This is a genomic window from Terriglobales bacterium (assembly GCA_035624455.1).
GTDB lineage: Bacteria > Acidobacteriota > Terriglobia > Terriglobales > Acidobacteriaceae > DASPRM01.
The window spans coordinates 1-19,072 of the sequence record DASPRM010000029.1; the positions used below are offsets into that span (position 1 = coordinate 1).

A 19,072-nucleotide genomic window follows, 5' to 3' on the forward strand; every position below is an offset into this window, starting at 1 on the left:
CGCCCTATCAAAAGGTCCTCTATACCTGGCTAGGCAGCGACACTGGAATGTTCAAGCTGCCGGTGCGCAATGGCTTCGCCGATTTCAGGGCGGAAGCGGGTTTTCTGCTCGATCCCCTGTCTGCGATCTGGCTGCTGTTCGTGACCGGTGTGGGCATGCTGATCCACATCTACTCGATCGGGTACATGGCCCACGAGGGTGGCTATTACCGATTCTTCGGGTACCTGAACCTGTTCATGTTCTCCATGCTGACGCTCATCCTCGGCAACAATTACGCATTGTTGTTTGTCGGCTGGGAGGGCGTGGGGCTGTGCTCGTACCTGCTGATTGGTTTTTACTTCCAGCGGCATTCCGCGTCGACAGCCGCCAACAAAGCGTTCATCGTGAACCGCGTCGGCGACGCGTCATTCCTGTTGGGCATGTTCACGATGTTCTGGTACTTCGGAACCTACCGCTTTACCGAGGTGAACGCCATTGCCCGCAGTGGAGTTTTCCAGACGGGTGATCCATGGATTGTAGCGATGACGCTGCTGTTGTTCGGTGGCGCCTGCGGCAAATCAGCGCAGCTACCTCTGTATGTCTGGCTACCGGACGCGATGGAAGGTCCAACACCAGTCTCGGCGCTGATCCACGCTGCGACCATGGTGACGGCCGGGGTTTACATGGTTGCACGCTCCAATGCGCTGTTCACGCTGGCGCCGGAATCGATGAAGGTGGTGGCGATTGTAGGCGCTCTAACGGCCATATTCGCGGCTTCCATCGGTTTGGTGCAGAATGACATCAAGCGTGTTCTGGCCTACTCCACTGTCTCCCAACTCGGATACATGTTTCTCGCGCTCGGGGTAGGGGCGTTTGCGGCGGGCGTATTCCACGTGTTTACGCATGCATTTTTCAAAGCCCTATTGTTCTTGGGCGCGGGCTCAGTGATTCATGCGCTCAGCGGGGAGCAAGACCTACGCAACATGGGCGCGCTGCGAGCAAAGATTCCTCGAACCTGGGGCACGATGCTGATTGCTACGCTGGCCATCGCCGGCATTTTTCCCTTTGCTGGCTTTTTCTCCAAGGACGAGATTCTTTGGCAGACATGGTCCCGGGAAGCTGGCGCCTACCGCTGGCTGTGGGGCATTGGCTACATCACCGCGATCATGACGGCTTTTTACATGTTCCGCCTGGTCTATCTGACCTTTTACGGCAAGCCGCGCATGAGCCAGGAGGTGGAGCATCACATCCATGAATCGCCGCCGACGATGACAGTGCCACTGATTATTCTGGCAGTCTGTTCGGTGTTTGCCGGATTCCTGGGCTTCCCACGCAGCCTGGCGGCGGTGGTAGGAATCCACGCTCACACCAATCGCTTTGAAAAATTTCTCGAACCGGTGTTCGCACCCGAAGCCGAGGAGTTCCGCGCCGAGGGCGAGGCTGGGCAACTGGCGGCCGGAGTCAACGAAGAAGAGCACACCACCCCCGCTGAGTATTTATTGATGTTTCTCTCGCTTACGGCGGCGGGCTTAGGTTGGTACCTGGCGTACCGCGCCTACGACAAAGCGGAAAGGGATTACGTCGAGCCCATCAAAGCTGCATCCCCCCCAGTCTATGACACTCTGCTGAACAAGTATTACGTGGACGAAGCATATGACTACGTATTTACCGGACGCCGGCCCATTGGCGGGGAAATACGGCTGGGCGCGATGGGACTGGGAATAGCTTCAGCAAAGTTCGATGCCGACGTGATTGACGGAACAGTGAATGGTGCGGGCTGGATTACACGACTTGCGGCAAACTTTTCCAAGTGGTGGGACACGTGGATCATCGACGGCTTGTTGGTAAACGGAACAGCTATCATCACCCGCGCTCTGGCGATTCCAGTCCGCCTGCTGCAGTGGGGACTGGTGCAGTGGTATGCGCTGGTGATGGTGCTCGGACTGGTGGGCTTTATCTGGTATTACGCGCTGCGCTAAGCTGCGCTGCAAAAGACGCTCGAGCAGGAATGAAATCATAGCTGGCAACTGACATGTATAACCACATTCTCTCGGTCATTCTCTTCACGCCCCTGGTGGGCGCCTTTGTTGTTTTATTCCTCCCTAAAGAAAACAAGGACGCCATTCGCTGGGTGGCGAACCTGTTCGCGCTTGCCGGTCTGCTCGTTTCGCTTCCGCTGGTGCCGTGGTTCTGGGCGCAGCGGTTCGAGCCCGGCTGGAAGTTTGTGGAAGGCGCCAGGAACAACTGGATTCCTTCCATCGGGGCTGGCTATGTGCTCGGCATCGACGGCATCTCATTCCTGCTGATCATGCTGACCACTCTTCTGGGGTGGATTTCGATTCTCTCCTCCTGGACGGCGATCGAAGATCGAGTGAAGGAATACTACGCCTGGTTTCTTGTATTGCAGACGGGAATGCTCGGGGTCTTCATGGCCCTGGATTTCTTCCTGTTCTTTGTCTTCTGGGAAGCCATGCTGGTGCCAATGTACCTGCTGATTGGCATCTGGGGCGGCCCGCGCAAGCTCTACGCGGCAATCAAGTTTTTCCTCTACACGCTGCTAGGTTCGGTGCTGATGTTACTGGCAATCTTGTTCTTGTATTTCCATCACCACACCGTGACCGGCGTGTACACCTTCCACATCCCGGATCTTTACACCACGGCGCCACAAATCGACTTCAGGTACGCCATCTGGCTCTTCCTGGCATTCTTTGTCGGGTTTGCCATTAAGGTTCCGATGTTCCCGTTTCACACCTGGCTGCCCGACGCTCACGTCGAAGCGCCCACTGCCGGTTCGGTAATCCTGGCCGGCGTCCTGCTGAAGATGGGAACATACGGTTTCATCCGCTTCTCGCTGCCATTTTTCCCGCAGGTGGTCATGGATCCCAAGGTGCGCGGCTGGCTGATCTTCTTATCCATTGTGGGCATCGTGTATGGAGCACTGGTGTCACTGATGCAGAAGGATATGAAGAAACTTGTGGCGTACTCGTCGGTGAGCCACCTGGGCTTCTGTACCCTGGGAATCTTTGCACTGAATCAGGCGGGGCTCAGCGGATCTGTGCTGCAGCAGATTAATCACGGAATCTCCACCGGGGCACTGTTCTTGATCGTGGGTATCCTCTACGAACGGCGCCACACGCGGGAGATTTCAGAATACGGCGGCATTTCCAACGTAATGCCGGTGTATGCCACTATCACAATGATCATGTTTCTTTCGTCGATGGGCTTGCCGCTGCTCAACGGCTTCATTGGCGAGTTCACCATCCTGCAGGGGGCGTTTCTTGAGAGCAAGGCGTGGGCTGCCTGGGCGGTTCCGGGAGTCGTGCTAGCGGCAGCCTACCTGCTGTGGCTTTATCAGCGCGTTTTCTTTGGTAAGGTGAATAACCCGAAGAATGAACATTTAAAGGATTTGACTCCTCGCGAAGTTCTTTGCTTTGCGCCGCTGCTGATAGCCGCCTTTTGGATTGGTCTGTATCCCAAGCCGTTTTTCCAGATCCTCGACAAACCGGTGAGCAATCTGGTGATGACGGTTCGGCCGGATCAACGCCGGCCCGTCATGGCCAGTACAAGTGGGGCAGGGATAACCGCCCCCTCAAGGCAGGCTCCGCCTACAGTTATTTCCCAATCCTCGGACATTGCTACGGCTAAAGTTTCACCAACACCGCAGGAAGGGAATCGCCGATGAGTAGTGCGATCCAGCAGTACTTCACCAGCGCGGACTACCTGCTGTCGCTTCCCATGATCATGCTGTCGCTGTTTGCGCTGGGAATCCTGCTGATCGACCTGATGCTGCCGGCGGAATGGAAGCACGCCAACGTCTGGCTAGCGCTCGCCGGTATTCTGTTCTCTGCCGGTGGGGTATGGAAGATTCAACTCGCTTACCGGATTGCCGACTCCCGCGGCCAGCCTGCAGCCGCTTTTCTGGGCTTCGGGGACTCGCTCATTGTGGATCGTTTTGCCGTTTACTTCTTTTATCTATTCCTGGCGGGCGCGGCGATTGCCATTCTGATGGGAGTGCGCTACCTCGAGATCGAGCGCGAGAACCATGGCGAGTTCTATGCGCTGGTTCTGTTTTCCGTAGTGGGCATGATGTGCATGGCCGCGGGTTATGACATCGTGCTTCTGTTTATCGGCTTGGAGTTGATGGCGATCTCGACTTACGTGCTGGTGGGATTTCTGCGGCGGGATCAGCGTTCCAATGAAGCTGCGCTCAAATATCTGCTTCTGGGCGCATTTTCCTCGGGGATCTTCGCCTATGGGCTTTCTCTGTTTTACGGTCTCGCTGGCAGCACGAACGTGCGAACGATTGCGCAGAAGCTGGAAGATCAGGTGCGCAACAACCCGCATGATCCGGTAGTGATTCTTGCTTTGCTAGCCACAGCCACAGGCTTGTTGTTCAAAATTGCTGCCGTGCCGTTTCATCAGTGGGCGCCGGATGCGTATGAAGGTGCACCGACCAGTATTACGGGTTTCATGTCCGTGGCAGTGAAGTCAGCAGCTTGGGCGATGTTACTGCGCATCTTCCTGTTCATGATCTATCCGTTGCGACCGACATACGTGCCTTTACTGGTGTTTGTCGCAATTGCCACAATGACTGGCGGCAACCTGGCGGCGCTCGCGCAAACCAATCTGAAGCGGCTGCTGGCGTACTCTTCGATCGCGCATGTCGGCTATATGCTTCTCGGATTGATTGCCGGCACCGCGACAACCGCGAGCACAACCGGGATCAAAGGCATTCTGGTTTACCTGCTGGTGTACACATTCATGAACCTGGGTGCCTTCGCGGTGATTACTTCACTGCGCCGCCGCGACGTCATTGGCGATGAGATTGATGACATCGCCGGCTTGATCTCGCGTGCACCCACGGAAGCAATGCTGATGCTGCTCTTTCTGCTTTCGCTCTCAGGAATACCGCCCATGGCGGGATTTTGGGGCAAATACTTCATCTTTCTCTCGCTGATCGAATCGGGACACTACCTGCTGGCCTCACTGGCGGTGCTCTATGCGGTTTTAGGGTTGTACTATTACATGCGCATCGCGAGCGCCATCTTCATGCGACCGGCGGCCGACACGGAACCGGTTTCCATGAGCCCGGGTCTGCGGCTGGCATTGCTGATCACCGGCGCTGCCACGGTCTTCATTGGAATCTTCCCGGAGTTGTTCTTGCGCGCAGCGAATTGGTCACTAAATACGCCGCAGGCCAATGCGATCGCCAGCCTTTTCCGGTGAGTCGACGCTGCGCGTCGACTTGGACGGACGAGACGTCCATCCGCACGTGTGGTCCAAATCTGCTAACCTCTTGCCATGCCCAAGCCTGAAGATCAGCCGAAGGAGCGCAGCTTTGTCGTTCAGGTGGCGCGATATTCGGAGATCGGCTTCATCATTCCGGCGGCGGTCATCCTCGGGCTGTTTCTAGGCAAGGCGCTTGACTGGTGGCTGCACACTCACTGGCTGATGATCGCCGGCATCGTCTTTGGAGCGATTGTCGGTTTTGTGCAGATGATCCGCATGGTTACGTCGGCTTCGCGGGATGAGCATGAGAAGTAATGGATGACGGAAGCTTCCCAACCCGATCCGTCCAGCTTGCCGCAAGACGCCGCAGAACGCTTTTACGGGGGCGCGCCGGATCGCATTCTTAGGTTGATCCTGTTGGTTGGAATGGTACTCATTATTCCTTGCTGGCTGCGTTTTGGGAGCGCGTCTGCCTTAGGCTTCCTGCTGGGAATTGCGCTTTCCTGGCTGAATTTCCACTGGCTTACCGCAGTCATTCGCGGCCTTGCAGATCGCGTGATCAGCGCGCCTCGCCGCGACCGTGGTGGCACGATCGTGGCACGCTTCCTGCTGCGTTACTTTTTGATCGGACTAGCGGCCTATGTTATCTTGATCGGTTGGTCTTCAGCCCTGTACGGACTCCTGGCGGGACTGTGCCTGCCAGTCGCGGCGATGATGCTGGAAGCCGGATATGAGGCTTTCGTGGCTTTGCATCGCGGGCTTTAGTCTCGACATAAGCCGTTTCTCCGGACATCTGAATGCACGCAGAACTCCCGTTCACTATTCTGCTCAACCGGCTGCTGGCAGGTCCAGTCACGGCATTGCTGCACGCGCTGGGAATTCAAGTACACGATCCCGCTCGGCCCATCCCGGATTTTGTTGCAGTGCAGATTCTGGTAGTCATCCTGCTGATTCTGTTCTTTATTGTCGTGCGGAGCCGGCTCTCGGTGGATCAGCCATCGGCACTGCAACATGTGCTGGAAGGGATTCATGGGTTTGTAAACGGTCAGGCGAACGAGATCATTGGCCACGGCGCGGAGAAATACACTGGCTACTTGATCGCCTTGGGGATGTACATCCTGAGCTGCAATCTGATCGGACTGATTCCCAGCCTGGAGTCCCCAACGGCATTTCCCTCAGTGCCCCTGGGCTGCGCGCTGGTGACATGGTTTTATTATCACGTGCAGGGGCTTCGGGCCAACGGCCTCGGATACTTCAAGCATTTTGCCGGACCGGTATGGTGGCTGGCGCCGCTGATGTTCCCCATCGAGGTCTTTAGCCACCTGGCACGCATCATGTCGCTCACCATCCGTCTTTTTGCCAACATGTTTGCCGGCGACATGGTGACGCTGGTTTTCTTTTCGCTCGTGCCTCTGGGAGTGCCGCTGATTTTTATGGGCTTGCACCTCGGCGTTTCCTTTATTCAGACCTACATTTTTGTGTTGCTGGCGATGGTGTATCTCGCCGAGGCGACGGCCCACGAGCACTGAAGCTTTGCAGCAATCTTTCATCGCGGGCTCAGGTCGGCATATGGCGACTATCGCAGGCAGGGACTTTAAGGGACCAAGGAATCATCGTGTGTCAGCGTGAGGGCGTCTGTACGAGGATGACGTCAACCACCCACTGGCCACAATTCATGAGGAGAAACCAAAATGCGTAGATTGATGACGTTGTGCTTGACGATAGCGGCAATGCTGGTGGTAACCGCTCCGGCGTATGCGCAGGGCGGGGAAGCAGCGGGCGCCCCCAACTGGGTTGCCATTACCTCTGGATTTGCCATGGCGCTGGCCGTAGCACTGGCTGCGCTCGGGCAATCGCGGGTAGCATCCTCGGCGTGCGAGGGAATGGCGCGGAATCCTTCCGCCCGCCCGGGAATTCAGCTAGCACTGATTCTTGGCCTGGCCTTTATTGAGTCGCTGGTGCTCTTCACGCTGGTGATCATCTTCGTGAAGGTAGTGCGGTAGTTCCGGCATCACCTGGCATTTTGATTTCCTGTTGAGCGCCCCATCTCCGCACCAGTAAGGTGGGGCGCTGAACTTCCTTGTAACTCGGGCCTCGTGGGAACGCACGTCCTCGCCAACGGAGCGCCGGCTCCGCCGCCAGAGTCTCGCACTTACGTCCTAGGCGCCGCATATAATGCTCTGTGCCAGCCGCTCTCCAATACCAGGAGATCACGAAGGAATACCGTTCCTGGTCCGGGCGAAAGCGTCTGCTCGCCCTGGATGATTTCTCACTGACAGTTGAGACTGGGGAGATTCTGGGCTTTCTCGGCCCAAATGGCGCAGGGAAAACCACTGCCATGCATCTTGCCCTAGGCTTCATGCGGCCAACGAAAGGCAACGGGAGGGCGCTGGGGCAGCCCTTTGGTGACGCGCGGACCCGCCGCCGCGTAGGGTTTCTCGCGGAAAATGTTGCTTTCTATCATCGGTCGGCGCGCGATCTGTTGCGCTTTTACGGCGCATTGAACGGGCTCCGCGATCCTGAGCTGGCATCTCGCGTGAAGGAAGTTATCGACCTCTTGCAGCTCAACGATGTTGCCAACCGAAATGCGGGCAGGCTTTCCCGCGGCATGCTGCAGCGCCTAGGACTGGCGCAGGCACTGGTCAATGCCCCGGACCTACTGCTGCTCGACGAACCGACTTCAGCGCTCGATCCAGGGGGCCGGGTGGCTGTGCGTGATCTTTTGCTACAACAGAAGCGGGGGGGCAAGACTGTTTTTCTCAGTTCCCATCTGCTATCGGAAATCGAGCTGATTTGTGATCGTGTAGCGATCCTGCATAAGGGCCGCCTGATCCGATTGGGGAGGACATCGGAACTGTTGGAGTCTTCCGAGGAGTTTGAAGTCGTAGCGAGGGGGATTTCCGCCAGCGCGGTTACGGGTGCGGCAATGAATGACGGTAATGTTGTGTTCACAGTTAGGCGGGATCAGCAGAGGGCGGCGCTGGAAAAAATCTGGAGCGCGGGTGGAGAGGTTCTTCGAGTGAACCCGCGAAAAGGGTCATTGGAGGATGTCTTTCTGGTACTGACGGGAGCACAGCCCGCTGAGTCGGGCAAGGGCTCATCGAATGAGGACACGTCATGAGGGCCGCCGGACTGCTGGCTTGGAGCTTCATTCGCCAGAATCGGTGGCCAACGATCGCGTTGCTGGCATGGGTGGCGCTGAGTGGGGGCTTGGCGAAACAGGAAGCCTCGCAGTCATTAGAAGAGGCGCTGTACCTGTACAAGTTGGCGATGGTGTATGTGATCGGGTTCACGGCGTTTCTGGCAGCGTCGGTAATCCAGAGCGAACGAAGCTCGCGGCGAATTCTGGCGGTGCTATCGAAGAGCGTTTCTCGCAGCGAATATCTCCTGGGAATCGTGCTGACGTTCGCTGGTATTGCGGCGGGCTGTTGCCTAGTAATGCTGTTCACAGGCGCATGGATATTCGGGCGTAGCAGCCTCGTATCGCTGCTGGAGCTGATGGCTGCTGTTCTTGCCGCCTGCCTTCTGGCAGGAACGGCATCACTCCTGTTCTCCACGTTCCTCAATCCGATTCTGGCCGTGGTGGCGGCGAGTGCGCTTTTGGCGGCTTCGAGTGCAGTTCGCAATTCGTTTCCCCTGCGCGAACTGGTTTTGCCAGCGTACCCGCTGATGTCCTCAATCATGGAGTTTTCATTTGATAGTGGATGGCAGGTATCCGGGAGCGCTCTGCTGGGAGCGGTTGTGGAGGCCGCGGTCGTGTGGATGGTCGCGTGCTGGGTCTTCGCGCACAGGGACATCGCGGTGGCGGTGGATTGAGGCGGACGGCGACTGCCAGGCTTTCAGCAAGCGAGCCGCTTGAGAACTGAACTGCAGATCGCCCGGTCGCTTGCGGCGACCTCATAATGACAACGCCGAGAGGTGGGGCTCGTCAGAGAGCGCGGCGGTCGTTGAGCAGACGCTGGGTTCTACTTCACCAATTCGTGGGCGGACTGCAGTGCGTACTGCAACACCCGATTAGGAAATACTCCCAGATATATTGTTGCCACCAGGCAGGCAATCAGCGAGACAACCAACGCGGGGGCCATTGGAGTGCACGGAACCTCGCTTTTGGGTTCACGCATATACATGTAGACCATCACGCGCAGATAGTAGTAGGAGGCAATGGCGCTGTTAATCACGCCGATGATCGTGAGCCCAACCAGATGTGATTGCATGGCTGCCTGAAAGACGTAGAACTTGGCGAGAAACCCTCCAGTGATCGGAATCCCAATCAGCGAGAGCAGAAACACCGTGAGTATGGCAGCCATAGCGGGTGCGCGCCGGCCCAGGCCGGAATAGTCATCAATGGTCACGTAGCGCTCGCCGAGGTTGGCGAAATGGCTGATCACTACAAAAGCGCCCACGTTCATTGCTGCATAGGCGGCGGTGTAGAAAATGGCAGCGGAAATCCCGATTTCTTTGGCTGCCGCGAACGCAACCAGCAGATATCCGGCGTGGGCGATGGAAGAATAGGCTAGCAGGCGCTTCACATTGTTTTGCACCAACGCGCCCAGGTTCCCGATGGTCATCGAGAGAATGGCTGACGCCCAGATGAGCCAGAACCAGCCTGGGGCGGACGAGCCGAACAAAACGCGCAGCAACACGGCGAACGCTGCAGCTTTTGGTCCGGTGGACATCAAGGCCACAACCGGCGCCGGAGCTCCTTCATACACATCCGGCGTCCAGATGTGAAAAGGGGCAGAGGCTACCTTGAAGCCGAGGCCCACGAACATCATCGCCATTCCGGCATAGGCAAGCGTGGAGGGTCCGCTGCGTAGAGTGTTGGCGATCACGTACACGCTGGTGGAACCCGTGGCGCCGAACATCAGCGCCACTCCGTACAGGAAAAATGCGGTTGCGAACGAGCCCAGCAGGAAATATTTCAAAGAGGATTCAACGCTAATGGCCACCCTACGGCGAAAGCCCGCCAAAATATAGGTGGAAATGGAGGAGATTTCCAGAGCGATGAATACCAGTACCAACTCGACTGCGGAGGACATGAGCATCATGCCCACGGTCCCCAGGAGGATAAGGCCGTAGTATTCGCCGCTTCGGAGTTGCTGCACCTGCATGTACTCGAAGGATGCGAGGATCACCACAATGGAGATGATCCCGATGAGCACATGAAAGAAGATGCTGAACGTGTCGACACGAATCATGCCGTCGAAGCCGAATCCGGTGTAGCCGGCTCCAAAAGCACTGGCTGCCGTGGCAAGGATTGCGCCAATGAGGGCCAGAATTCCGACAGGCTTCCGATCCCCGCTTTCGTCCAGCAGCGGATCGACGATCATGACCAGCATGCCAAACACAATAAGCAACAGCTCAGGCAGAATGCGGAGGTAATCGGCGGTGGGAATGGTAATGGTCATTTATGCTCTCCCACCACTTCGCTGGCATATTGCGGCGCGTTGCCGAGAATTGACTGGACCGAGGGATCGATGGCTCGTGTCCATAACAGCGGGAAGATGCCCATCACCAGGGCTGCGAGGGCGAGCGGCCACATGGTCACCTTCTCACGCGTGTCGAGATCGGGAAGCGCTTGATTGGCGGGATTGTGCACGGCTCCGTAGAAGACCCGCTGGTACATCCAGAGCATGTAACAGGACGACCAGATAACGCCTGTGGCAGCGACGATTCCATACAGTGCCCGAGCCTTGAATGCGCCCGTCAGCACCAGGAATTCGCCTACGAATCCATTCATCAGCGGCAAACCAATGGAAGCCAGCGTAATTATGAGGAAGAAAGTCGAGTAAACGGGCATGGGAGTCGCGATGCCTCCATACTCGCTGATCTCGTAGGTATGGCGGCGGTCGTAAAGCATTCCACAAAGGGTAAAGAGTGCTCCGGTGGAAACTCCATGTGCCAGCATCACGAAATTTGCACCCACCAGCCCGATGGTGGTGAAGGTAAAGATACCGAGAACGACAAATCCCAAATGGCTCACCGAGGAATAAGCGACAAGTTTCTTGAGGTTGGGTTGCACCATGGCCACAAGTGCGCCGTAGATGATGCCAATGATCGCAAGGGTAACAATCCAAGGTGCATTGCGGTGTGCTAGCTCGGGGAAGAGTCCCAGGTTAAAGCGCAGCATACCGTAGGTGCCCATTTTCAGCAGAACACCGGCAAGCATGACGGAACCGGCCGTAGGTGCTTCCACGTGCGCGTCTGGGAGCCAGGTGTGCAACGGGAACAGCGGCACTTTAACGGCGAAAGCGATGAAGAAACCGAGGAAAAGCCATTGTCCCGCGCTCCCGATATTGAGATTGCCAGTCGACAATGCCTGATGGATCACCACGAAATCGAAACTGCCGGTTCGTGCATAGAGCCAAAGAATGGCGGCAAGCATGAACATGGAGGCGATCATGGTGTACAGAAAGAATTTCACTGCAGCATAGATGCGCCGATCGTGTCCGTAGATCCCGATGACGAGCGCCATGGGAATCAGTCCTGCTTCCCAGAAGAAGTAGAAGAGGAACAGATCCAGAGAAACGAAAACCCCAATCAGCGCAGTCTCCATCAGCAGGAACAGGATGAAGAATTCTTTGACGCGCTCGTGTATCGACTTCCAGGACATCAGAACGCAAAGCGGCGTGAGGAAGGTAGTGAGCACAACCAGCCAGATGGAAACGCCATCGATGCCGAGGTGGTAGTGAATATTGGGAGTGCTGATCCAGGCGTGGTCGATTTCAAACTGAAAGCCCGCGGCACCATTGGCGTAGTGCAAGGGTAGATGCAGCGACAGGATGAAAGTCAGCAGCGAAACCACCAGCGCGAACAGCCGTATGTCGCGGTCTCGGCGCGGGAAGAGTATCAACAGGAGAGCGCCGCCCGCGGGCACGAAAACGACCAGGCTGAGAATGAACGGATTGATGATCTCAGTATTCATCTAACGCCTATCCAAATCATGAAGGCGATCACCGCCGCCGCTCCGGCTGCCACCCAGCCTGCATACGAGCGGAGATTTCCAGACTGCATTTGCCGCACCACGTCGGAGGTTTCCTTGGCGGCCCTGGCGCTCTCGTTCACGGTGCCATCGATCAAACCAGCATCAATGGTCCTCCATAGCAGAGTGCGGGAACCTTCTACGATCGGCCACACGATGGCGGCTGCATAGAGTTCGTCCACGTAATATTTATGAAACACCAAGTCGTAGAGGCCGTTCAGGCCCTCGGCGATCTTTGCCGGCAGGTCGCGGCGCCGATAGTAGAGATACCACGCGAGCAGGAAGCCAAGTATTCCGGCAGCACTGGCCGCCACTGTAAGTGTCAGTTCCAGCCCGTGATCGGATTCGTGAGCGCCCGCTGGGGCGACTTCGCCAGAGACTGCAGCTGCCGGCAAGCCCTCGGAATAGGCGGAGAAAACCGGGGCCAGGAAATTGCCAATGCGGTCGTTGCCCGGCGTTCCGATCCATCCGCCAATCACTGCTAGCACTGCCAGGATGATCAGCGGAATCAGCATCACTCTGGGACTCTCATGCGGATGGCCGCCGTGGGCGTGGTGGTTCGAACCCTGGCCGCCACCAGTCTCGCCACGATATTCGCCGAAGAATGTAAGAAACCACAGGCGGAACATGTAGAACGCGGTGAGAAATGCAGTGAACCACAAGACTGCCCAATAGACCTTCGAACCGAAAGGACTGGTCCAGGTTTTGAACAGAATCATGTCCTTGCTGAAGAAGCCGCTGAACAGGGGAGTTCCGGCGATCGCCAGGGTGGCCATTGTCATGCTCCAGAAAGTCACCGGAGCATACTTGCGCAGCCCGCCCATCTTCCGCATGTCCTGCTCGCCGCCAATCGCGTGAATCACAGAACCTGCTCCCAAAAAGAGCAGAGCCTTGAAGAAAGCATGGGTAACGAGGTGGAACATGCCGGCAGCATAGGCCGCGACACCGCAGGCAGCGAACATGTAGCCGAGTTGGGAGATCGTCGAATAAGCGAGCACGCGCTTGATGTCGAATTGCGTGATGCCAATGGTCGCAGCAAAGAATGCGGTGAGCGTGCCAATCATGGCGACAGCCATCAGCGCATGCGGCGAGCGATCGAAGATGGCATGAGATCGCGAGACCATGTAGATCCCGGCGGTCACCATGGTGGCGGCGTGAATCAGAGCGGAAACCGGCGTGGGGCCTTCCATCGCATCAGGAAGCCATACATAGAGAGGAATCTGCGCCGACTTGCCGGTGGCCCCCAGGAGCATCAACAGCCCAACTGCGGTCAATAGTCCCGCGCCCGCGGTCTCGGCTGGAAGCTTTGCGACCTGCTGGAATACATCTGTGTAGCGCAGGGAACCGAAGTGCTGGATGAGCAAGAAGAGAGCGATCAGAAATCCGAAATCACCCACGCGGTTGACGATGAACGCTTTCTTGCCGGCCGAGGGGGCAGTATCGCGAAGGAAATAGAAACCGATCAGCAAATACGACGCCAGTCCCACGCCTTCCCATCCCACGAACATCAGCAAGTAATTGTTCGCCAAGACCAGCGTAAGCATGAAGAACATGAAGAGGTTCAGGTAAGAAAAGAAGCGATAGTATCCGCCATCTTCGGCCATGTAACCGACCGAGTAGATGTGAATCAAGAAGCCGACCCCGGTCACGACCAGCGCCATCACCAGGGATAGTTGGTCCAATTGCAAACCGTACTCTGCGGAGAAACTTCCTGCCTTCAACCAAGTGCCGTAGGACTCGATGTGCGGAATTGCGCTGGCAGGAAGCTGAAAGAACTGCCATGCCACCCACCAGGTAACCAGCATCGAGACCGCCACAAACAAAAGACCGATCGCAGTGACTGCAGCTTTGGGCAAGCGGCGACCCAGCAGGCCATTGACAGTTCCGCCGGTCAGCGGCAATAGCGGGATAAGCCATAGATGTAAATTCGTAGGCATAAATTAGCTATAGCTTGAGCAAATTCACACGGTCGGGATTCAGAGTCTCTCGCGTGCGGAAGACAGAAATGATGATTGCCAGTCCGACAGCCGTTTCCGCTGCCGCTACCACCATCACGAAAAAGACAAATACTTGACCACTCAACGCTTTCCAATAGGTAGCAAAGGCGACGAAAGAGAGATTGACACCGTTCAACATCAACTCGATCGACATGAAAATGGTGATGATGTTGCGCTTGATCAGGAATCCCAAAACGCCGCAGGCGAACAGGATGCCACTTAACAAAAGATAGTAAGAAAGCGGGACCATCAGCTTTCCCTCCGGGCCAGTACTACGGCTCCCATAATGGCGATGAGAATCAGGACTGAAGTAATTTCAAATGGCAGGAGGAATTGGTTGAACAACAGACGGCCGATTGTCTTCGCCGAACCATAGAGCGCGCCGACGCCAGCGGCTTCGGTTCCGGGAGTACTGCGAACCAACTCCCAGGCAACCAAAACGCTGCCGATCAGCATGCCCGGTACGCCGAAAAGCAAAGCGACGCGGCTGCCGCGGGTATGCTCCTCTTCGCCGGCATTCAGCAGCATGATGACAAAAACGAACAGCACCATCACTGCGCCGGCGTAAATAATGACCTGCACAGCAGCTACGAACTCCGCCCCCAGCAGCAGAAATTCGACTGCCAGTGAGCCCATTACTACGATGAGGGAAAGCGCGCTGTTGATGGGATGGCGCTGAGCCACCAGATTGACCGCACCAGCAACGCAGACGACCCCGAATATGGTGAATAAGGTGAGATGAAGCATCTCTATCCTTCTTACTTCGCGCTTACCTCAGGACCGCAGGGCCACAATCAGCCCGGTGACCACGATGTTTGCCACTGCCAACGGCAATAAGAACTTCCAGGCTAACCCCATCAGCTGGTCGTAGCGGAAACGCGGCAACGTGCCGCGAACCCAAATATAAAAGAAAAGGAAAAACGCAACCCGTATCAGGAACCAGATCACCGGCAACAGTCCCTGCAGCCAGGCTGGGCCAAACACCGGGCCAGTCCATCCCCCCAGAAATAGCACGGAGGCGAGGCAAGCGACGGTGACCATGTTGGCGTACTCTGCCATAAAGAACATGGCGAACTTCATGGAGCTGTACTCGGTGTGATACCCCGCTACGAGTTCACTTTCGGCTTCTGGCAAATCGAAGGGGATGCGGTTGGTCTCGGCGAATGCCGCCGTCAAGTAAATCAGAAACGCCACCGGCTGCAGGAAGATATTCCACTTGGGAATGAAACCGAACCATGTTCCAGCTTGTGAGTCTACGATTTCGCGCAGGCTAAAGGAGCCAGCCAGGATCAGCACGCCGATGAGCGAAAGCCCGAGCGCCACTTCGTAGCTGATCATCTGTGCGCTGGCGCGAAGCGAGCCCAGCAATGAATACTTGCTATTGGAGGACCAGCCTGCCAGGGCCACGCCATAAACTCCGATGGAGGTTATGCCCAGAATGATCAACAAGGCAATATTGACGTCGGTGATCTGTACAGCCGTGTGCACGCCGGCGACCGTGATCCAGCCACCAATGGGAATCAGCGAGATGGCAATCAGCGACAGCGTCAGCGAAAGGAACGGCGCCAACAAATATAAGTACTTGTGAACGTACGGAGGAGTCAGGTCCTCCTTAAAGATGAACTTCAGGCCGTCGGCGAGCGGCTGCAGCAGCCCAAAAGGGCCCACCCGCTTTGGCCCCCAGCGGTTCTGGATGTGTCCCACCAGCTTGCGTTCCAGCCAGGTGGTGTATGCGACAGTAGTCAGGAGGACGAGAAGGAACAGTACGATCTTGATGATCGAGGCAATAACAAAGGTCGTCGTATCCAGGTTTCCGGTCGGCACAGTCTTTGTTCCCAATCGTAAGAAGACAGCGCATCGCTGGAATGAAAACTGCGCGTCCTCTGGGCTGATTACTTGAACTGCAGGTACGGCCTAGTCGGCTGCCACTTCATTCTTGTCCGCCGGAACCTGGCGGAGCGGGTTTTCGATTACAGAGTTCAAGGTTTTTGAATAGCGTCCCAAAGTGCCGGAGGTGAATAGCGTGTCCTCGGCAGGGACAATCAATTCTGGATGACTGGGAATCGCATGCACCCAGGGGCCGTCGGGCAAAGTTGTGTGCTCGTCATTTCCAGCCATCAGGTTGAGACGAGAGACGTCGTAACCTGGAACCAGCCGCTGAATTTCATCCAGCATGGCCGTCGGATCGAAGGGGCTAAGTTTGGGCTCAATTCCATGCGCTATGAGCCAGACTTCGTGCCGGTCGGCCTCTCCCGACTGAGCACCTCGCGATTGTCCCATATCCGCTTTCAAGGCGCGCCCGAAGGGCACTAACTCGCGTACATTGGATCCCATCGCGCCTGCGATCCGCACGATGATCTCAAAATCGTTCTTTACTGTGGTTACGTCTCCTGCCTTGCGCAACAGCTGCAGATCGCCACAGGTATTGGTGAAGGTGCCAGACTTCTCGTAAGCGTTGGCTGCAGGAAGGACTACGTTGGCCATCGCTGCCGTTTCAGTCAGGAACATATCCTGGACAACAACAAATGTCCGTGAGAGCGAGAACGGGTCGAGTTGGTAGCGGGAAATCGGATTGCTTCCCACAACATAAAGCGCCTTCAGAGTGCCCTGGCCCGCAGCCGCGAACATTTGCCGCAGATTGAGGCCGGCAGACGGTGACACACGTGCGAACCACTCGTTCCGAAGCGAAGAGGGCAGACTGCCGACCTCGCTTATTGGGATGTAGCCCGGAAGCAGGTCGGGATAAAGACCCATGTCGGCGGCGCCGCGCGAATTGGCGTAATCACCCAGGCAAACAAATCGCGCCTGCGGCAGCGCCCGTGCCAGTTCGGCGATGCTGTGGTCGCGCAATTCAGAACCAAACACCACGATGAGTTGCTGCTCGCCTTTCAATTTGGAGCGCAAATCCGCGAGAGCTTGTGGAGTTGTACCCTGGACGCCCAGTGTGTCTGAAGCCGCCGAATCACTCCCCAGGAAGCTGATGAAGTCTGCATCGCCATTGTCTTCGGAAACCTGCGCAAACACAGTTGCCTGGCGATGCAGCTTGACGGGCTTGGAGTTAACCACGTATAGACGTGCGCGGTTCAGGCGGACATTGGTACGGATTTGCCAAGCCAGCAGGGGATGCTGGTTTGTTGGATCGCTGCCAATGAGCAGAATGGCGGGGGCAGAAAAGACATCACGCATGCCGGCAGTAGCATTCTTCCGGCCGGCAAGTGCCTTCACGAAAGCGGGATAGTCAGCGGTGCGGTGATGATCGATGTTGTTTGTACCGAGCACGAGACGGGCAAACTTCTGCAGCAGATAGCTCTCCTCGTTGGTGGTACGAGTGGAGCCAATCACGCCAATGGCAGCGCCACCGTGCGTGTCCCGCGCAGATTTCAGTTCGCGCCCAACCAGGTCAACTGCTTCTTCCCAGGTTGCCGGTTCGAGCCGACCATTCTTCTTGATCAGCGGTTGCGTGATCCTCTGGCCGTTGTGCACGAAATCGAAGGCATAGCGGCCCTTAATACAGAGGAAGTCGCCATTGATTCCGCTCTTATCGCGATTATCGCCGCGTACAATCTCCATGCCGCTGTCGGAGCGTCGAATGCCCAGGGTCGTTTTGCAGCCATCGGCGCAATGGGTGCAGATGGTGCCGACATGGTTCATCTCCCAGGGGCGCGTCTTATAACGGTAGGCGCCGGAGGTCAGGGCACCGACGGGACAGATATCGATGCACATCCCGCACTCTTCACATTCCAGATGGTCGCCCTGGTTGGGGGCAATGATAGAACTGACGCCGCGCTGCTGAACGCCCAGGGCCCAGACGTCCATGCCCTCGCCGCAGATGCGTATGCAGCGATAACACAGAATGCAGCGGGGCCGATCAAAGTAAACCACCGGCGACCACTCCTGCTCATCGCGGTGATTCTTGAGCTCGATGAATTTGCTCTCGGCAGCGCCGTAGCTGAACGTCATGTCCTGCAGTTCGCATTCGCCGCCGGCATCGCACACCGGGCAGTCGAGAGGATGATTGCCCAAAAGAAGCTCGACCATCCCCTTACGAGCCTGGCGGACTTCGTCGCTGTCGGTGACTACTGTCATTCCTTCCGTGACGACCGTGGTGCAAGCGGTCTGCAACTTGGGCATCTTTTCGACTTTCACCAGGCACATACGGCATGCGCCCTGCAGCGAAAGACCAGGGTAGTAACAGAAAGAAGGCACTTCGATGCCAACGCTCTTACACGCTTCGATGAGTAGCGTTCCTGGGGGAGCCGTTACCTTCTTGCCATCAACCGTTATGTTCACGTCTGCCATTCAGGGATTCCATTTTCAACGACTCTTCTGACATCTGCTATGACGCCGCCACCAACCGGCGGAAGCCTGAGCACGCCTTGATCTCTTCGATCTGCTCGGCGTGACGCTGGGGATGCAGCGCAAGCACCAGCAGAGCCTGATAGCCGTCGATCGGACCGAGCAGGGGGTGATCAAGTGAGCGTTGCCGGAGATCATCCTGGTTCCGCTCTACAAAGGCGATCACTTGCTCACGGTTCTGTTTGAAGAAGTCGATGGCCTCGTCCGTGCGAGAGAACCTTGCGGAGGGCCGCGAAATTTCTGGAGCCATTAGCTTCTGCTTGCGGTCCAGCATGCTGTGCCGGATGGACTGATCGCGCGACGGATTTGCGTATGCTCCGGTCACAGGAGCTTTTTCCAAAGCGCGAAACATCAATTTTTCTACGGAGGCGACGTGCTCGACGCACTCGCGGATCGTCCAGCACTCAGGTGTAGAGCGGACCGAGCATTGCTCCTCGCTCAATCCTGCCACGGCCTTGAGGAATGTGTCGCGTCCGATGTGCAAGCAGCTCAGCAGATCTTGTCGTTCAGTCTCGGTGAAGATATTCAT

Annotated in this window: 17 protein-coding genes; 9 read left to right on the forward strand and 8 right to left on the reverse strand. The window is 56.7% G+C overall.

The window, feature by feature from the left end:
• From nuoL (VEG30_03760) to VEG30_03800, 9 genes are all read left to right on the forward strand, one after another.
• The coding region (nuoL, locus tag VEG30_03760) for an NADH-quinone oxidoreductase subunit L (protein ID HXZ79020.1) at positions 1-1,958 on the forward strand (1,958 nt) is incomplete at its 5' end.
• Between the two features lie 53 nt (positions 1,959-2,011).
• Positions 2,012-3,661: an NADH-quinone oxidoreductase subunit M gene (locus VEG30_03765; GenBank protein ID HXZ79021.1), complete on the forward strand. Its 1,650-nt coding sequence runs from the start codon at positions 2,012-2,014 to the stop codon at positions 3,659-3,661.
• Positions 3,658-5,205 (forward strand): NADH-quinone oxidoreductase subunit N, encoded by a 1,548-nt coding sequence (locus tag VEG30_03770; protein HXZ79022.1) that lies wholly within the window; start codon positions 3,658-3,660, stop codon positions 5,203-5,205. Before VEG30_03765 ends, VEG30_03770 begins: the two co-directional genes overlap by 4 nt.
• A 75-nt stretch (positions 5,206-5,280) precedes the next feature.
• Complete coding sequence (locus VEG30_03775; protein ID HXZ79023.1) at positions 5,281-5,523, forward strand: AtpZ/AtpI family protein; 243 nt, start codon at positions 5,281-5,283, stop codon at positions 5,521-5,523.
• A 3-nt stretch (positions 5,524-5,526) separates the two neighbouring features.
• Positions 5,527-5,973, forward strand: a complete 447-nt coding sequence (locus VEG30_03780; protein HXZ79024.1) for an ATP synthase subunit I — start codon at positions 5,527-5,529, stop codon at positions 5,971-5,973.
• Positions 5,974-6,005: 32 nt separating this feature from the next.
• Entirely contained in the window at positions 6,006-6,737 is a 732-nt protein-coding gene (atpB, locus tag VEG30_03785) for a F0F1 ATP synthase subunit A (protein HXZ79025.1), read from the forward strand.
• 162 nt (positions 6,738-6,899) lie between these two features.
• Positions 6,900-7,211: an ATP synthase F0 subunit C gene (locus VEG30_03790; protein HXZ79026.1), complete on the forward strand. Its 312-nt coding sequence runs from the start codon at positions 6,900-6,902 to the stop codon at positions 7,209-7,211.
• A gap of 179 nt (positions 7,212-7,390) precedes the next feature.
• Entirely contained in the window at positions 7,391-8,329 is a 939-nt protein-coding gene (locus VEG30_03795) for an ABC transporter ATP-binding protein (protein HXZ79027.1), read from the forward strand.
• Positions 8,326-9,024: a hypothetical protein gene (locus VEG30_03800; protein ID HXZ79028.1), complete on the forward strand. Its 699-nt coding sequence runs from the start codon at positions 8,326-8,328 to the stop codon at positions 9,022-9,024. Before VEG30_03795 ends, VEG30_03800 begins: the two co-directional genes overlap by 4 nt.
• 149 nt (positions 9,025-9,173) lie before the next feature.
• Here VEG30_03800 and VEG30_03805 read toward each other — a convergent pair whose 3' ends face one another.
• The 8 genes from VEG30_03805 to VEG30_03840 form a co-directional block, all read right to left on the reverse strand.
• Positions 9,174-10,616, reverse strand: a complete 1,443-nt coding sequence (locus VEG30_03805; protein ID HXZ79029.1) for an NADH-quinone oxidoreductase subunit N — start codon at positions 10,614-10,616, stop codon at positions 9,174-9,176.
• A complete protein-coding gene (locus VEG30_03810; protein ID HXZ79030.1) occupies positions 10,613-12,133 on the reverse strand; it encodes an NADH-quinone oxidoreductase subunit M in 1,521 nt (506 codons plus the stop codon). Before VEG30_03810 ends, VEG30_03805 begins: the two co-directional genes overlap by 4 nt.
• Positions 12,130-14,127: an NADH-quinone oxidoreductase subunit L gene (nuoL, locus tag VEG30_03815; protein ID HXZ79031.1), complete on the reverse strand. Its 1,998-nt coding sequence runs from the start codon at positions 14,125-14,127 to the stop codon at positions 12,130-12,132. Before nuoL (VEG30_03815) ends, VEG30_03810 begins: the two co-directional genes overlap by 4 nt.
• 7 nt (positions 14,128-14,134) lie before the next feature.
• The gene (gene nuoK / locus VEG30_03820; protein ID HXZ79032.1) at positions 14,135-14,437 is read right to left on the reverse strand and encodes an NADH-quinone oxidoreductase subunit NuoK; all 303 of its coding nucleotides are present in this window, start codon (positions 14,435-14,437) and stop codon (positions 14,135-14,137) included.
• The gene (locus VEG30_03825; protein ID HXZ79033.1) at positions 14,437-14,934 is read right to left on the reverse strand and encodes an NADH-quinone oxidoreductase subunit J; all 498 of its coding nucleotides are present in this window, start codon (positions 14,932-14,934) and stop codon (positions 14,437-14,439) included. Before VEG30_03825 ends, nuoK begins: the two co-directional genes overlap by 1 nt.
• A 27-nt stretch (positions 14,935-14,961) precedes the next feature.
• Entirely contained in the window at positions 14,962-16,011 is a 1,050-nt protein-coding gene (gene nuoH, locus VEG30_03830; protein HXZ79034.1) for an NADH-quinone oxidoreductase subunit NuoH, read from the reverse strand.
• A gap of 90 nt (positions 16,012-16,101) precedes the next feature.
• Complete coding sequence (gene nuoG, locus VEG30_03835; GenBank protein ID HXZ79035.1) at positions 16,102-18,486, reverse strand: NADH-quinone oxidoreductase subunit NuoG; 2,385 nt, start codon at positions 18,484-18,486, stop codon at positions 16,102-16,104.
• A gap of 37 nt (positions 18,487-18,523) precedes the next feature.
• The gene (locus VEG30_03840) at positions 18,524-19,072 is read right to left on the reverse strand and encodes a DinB family protein (protein ID HXZ79036.1); all 549 of its coding nucleotides are present in this window, start codon (positions 19,070-19,072) and stop codon (positions 18,524-18,526) included.

Bases quoted from the DNA above. Each gene is read 5' to 3' on its own strand.
- VEG30_03780 (HXZ79024.1), top strand. From the start codon at position 5,527: ATGACGGAAGCTTCCCAACCCGATCCGTCCAGCTTGCCGCAAGACGCC.
- nuoK (HXZ79032.1), bottom strand. From the start codon at position 14,437: ATGGTCCCGCTTTCTTACTATCTTTTGTTAAGTGGCATCCTGTTCGCC.
- VEG30_03840 (HXZ79036.1), bottom strand. From the start codon at position 19,072: ATGAATATCTTCACCGAGACTGAACGACAAGATCTGCTGAGCTGCTTG.
- VEG30_03810 (HXZ79030.1), bottom strand. From the start codon at position 12,133: ATGAATACTGAGATCATCAATCCGTTCATTCTCAGCCTGGTCGTTTTC.
- VEG30_03800 (HXZ79028.1), top strand. From the start codon at position 8,326: ATGAGGGCCGCCGGACTGCTGGCTTGGAGCTTCATTCGCCAGAATCGG.
- atpB (HXZ79025.1), top strand. From the start codon at position 6,006: ATGCACGCAGAACTCCCGTTCACTATTCTGCTCAACCGGCTGCTGGCA.
- nuoG (HXZ79035.1), bottom strand. From the start codon at position 18,486: ATGGCAGACGTGAACATAACGGTTGATGGCAAGAAGGTAACGGCTCCC.
- VEG30_03770 (HXZ79022.1), top strand. From the start codon at position 3,658: ATGAGTAGTGCGATCCAGCAGTACTTCACCAGCGCGGACTACCTGCTG.
- VEG30_03775 (HXZ79023.1), top strand. From the start codon at position 5,281: ATGCCCAAGCCTGAAGATCAGCCGAAGGAGCGCAGCTTTGTCGTTCAG.
- VEG30_03765 (HXZ79021.1), top strand. From the start codon at position 2,012: ATGTATAACCACATTCTCTCGGTCATTCTCTTCACGCCCCTGGTGGGC.
- nuoL (HXZ79031.1), bottom strand. From the start codon at position 14,127: ATGCCTACGAATTTACATCTATGGCTTATCCCGCTATTGCCGCTGACC.
- VEG30_03825 (HXZ79033.1), bottom strand. From the start codon at position 14,934: ATGCTTCATCTCACCTTATTCACCATATTCGGGGTCGTCTGCGTTGCT.
- VEG30_03790 (HXZ79026.1), top strand. From the start codon at position 6,900: ATGCGTAGATTGATGACGTTGTGCTTGACGATAGCGGCAATGCTGGTG.
- VEG30_03805 (HXZ79029.1), bottom strand. From the start codon at position 10,616: ATGACCATTACCATTCCCACCGCCGATTACCTCCGCATTCTGCCTGAG.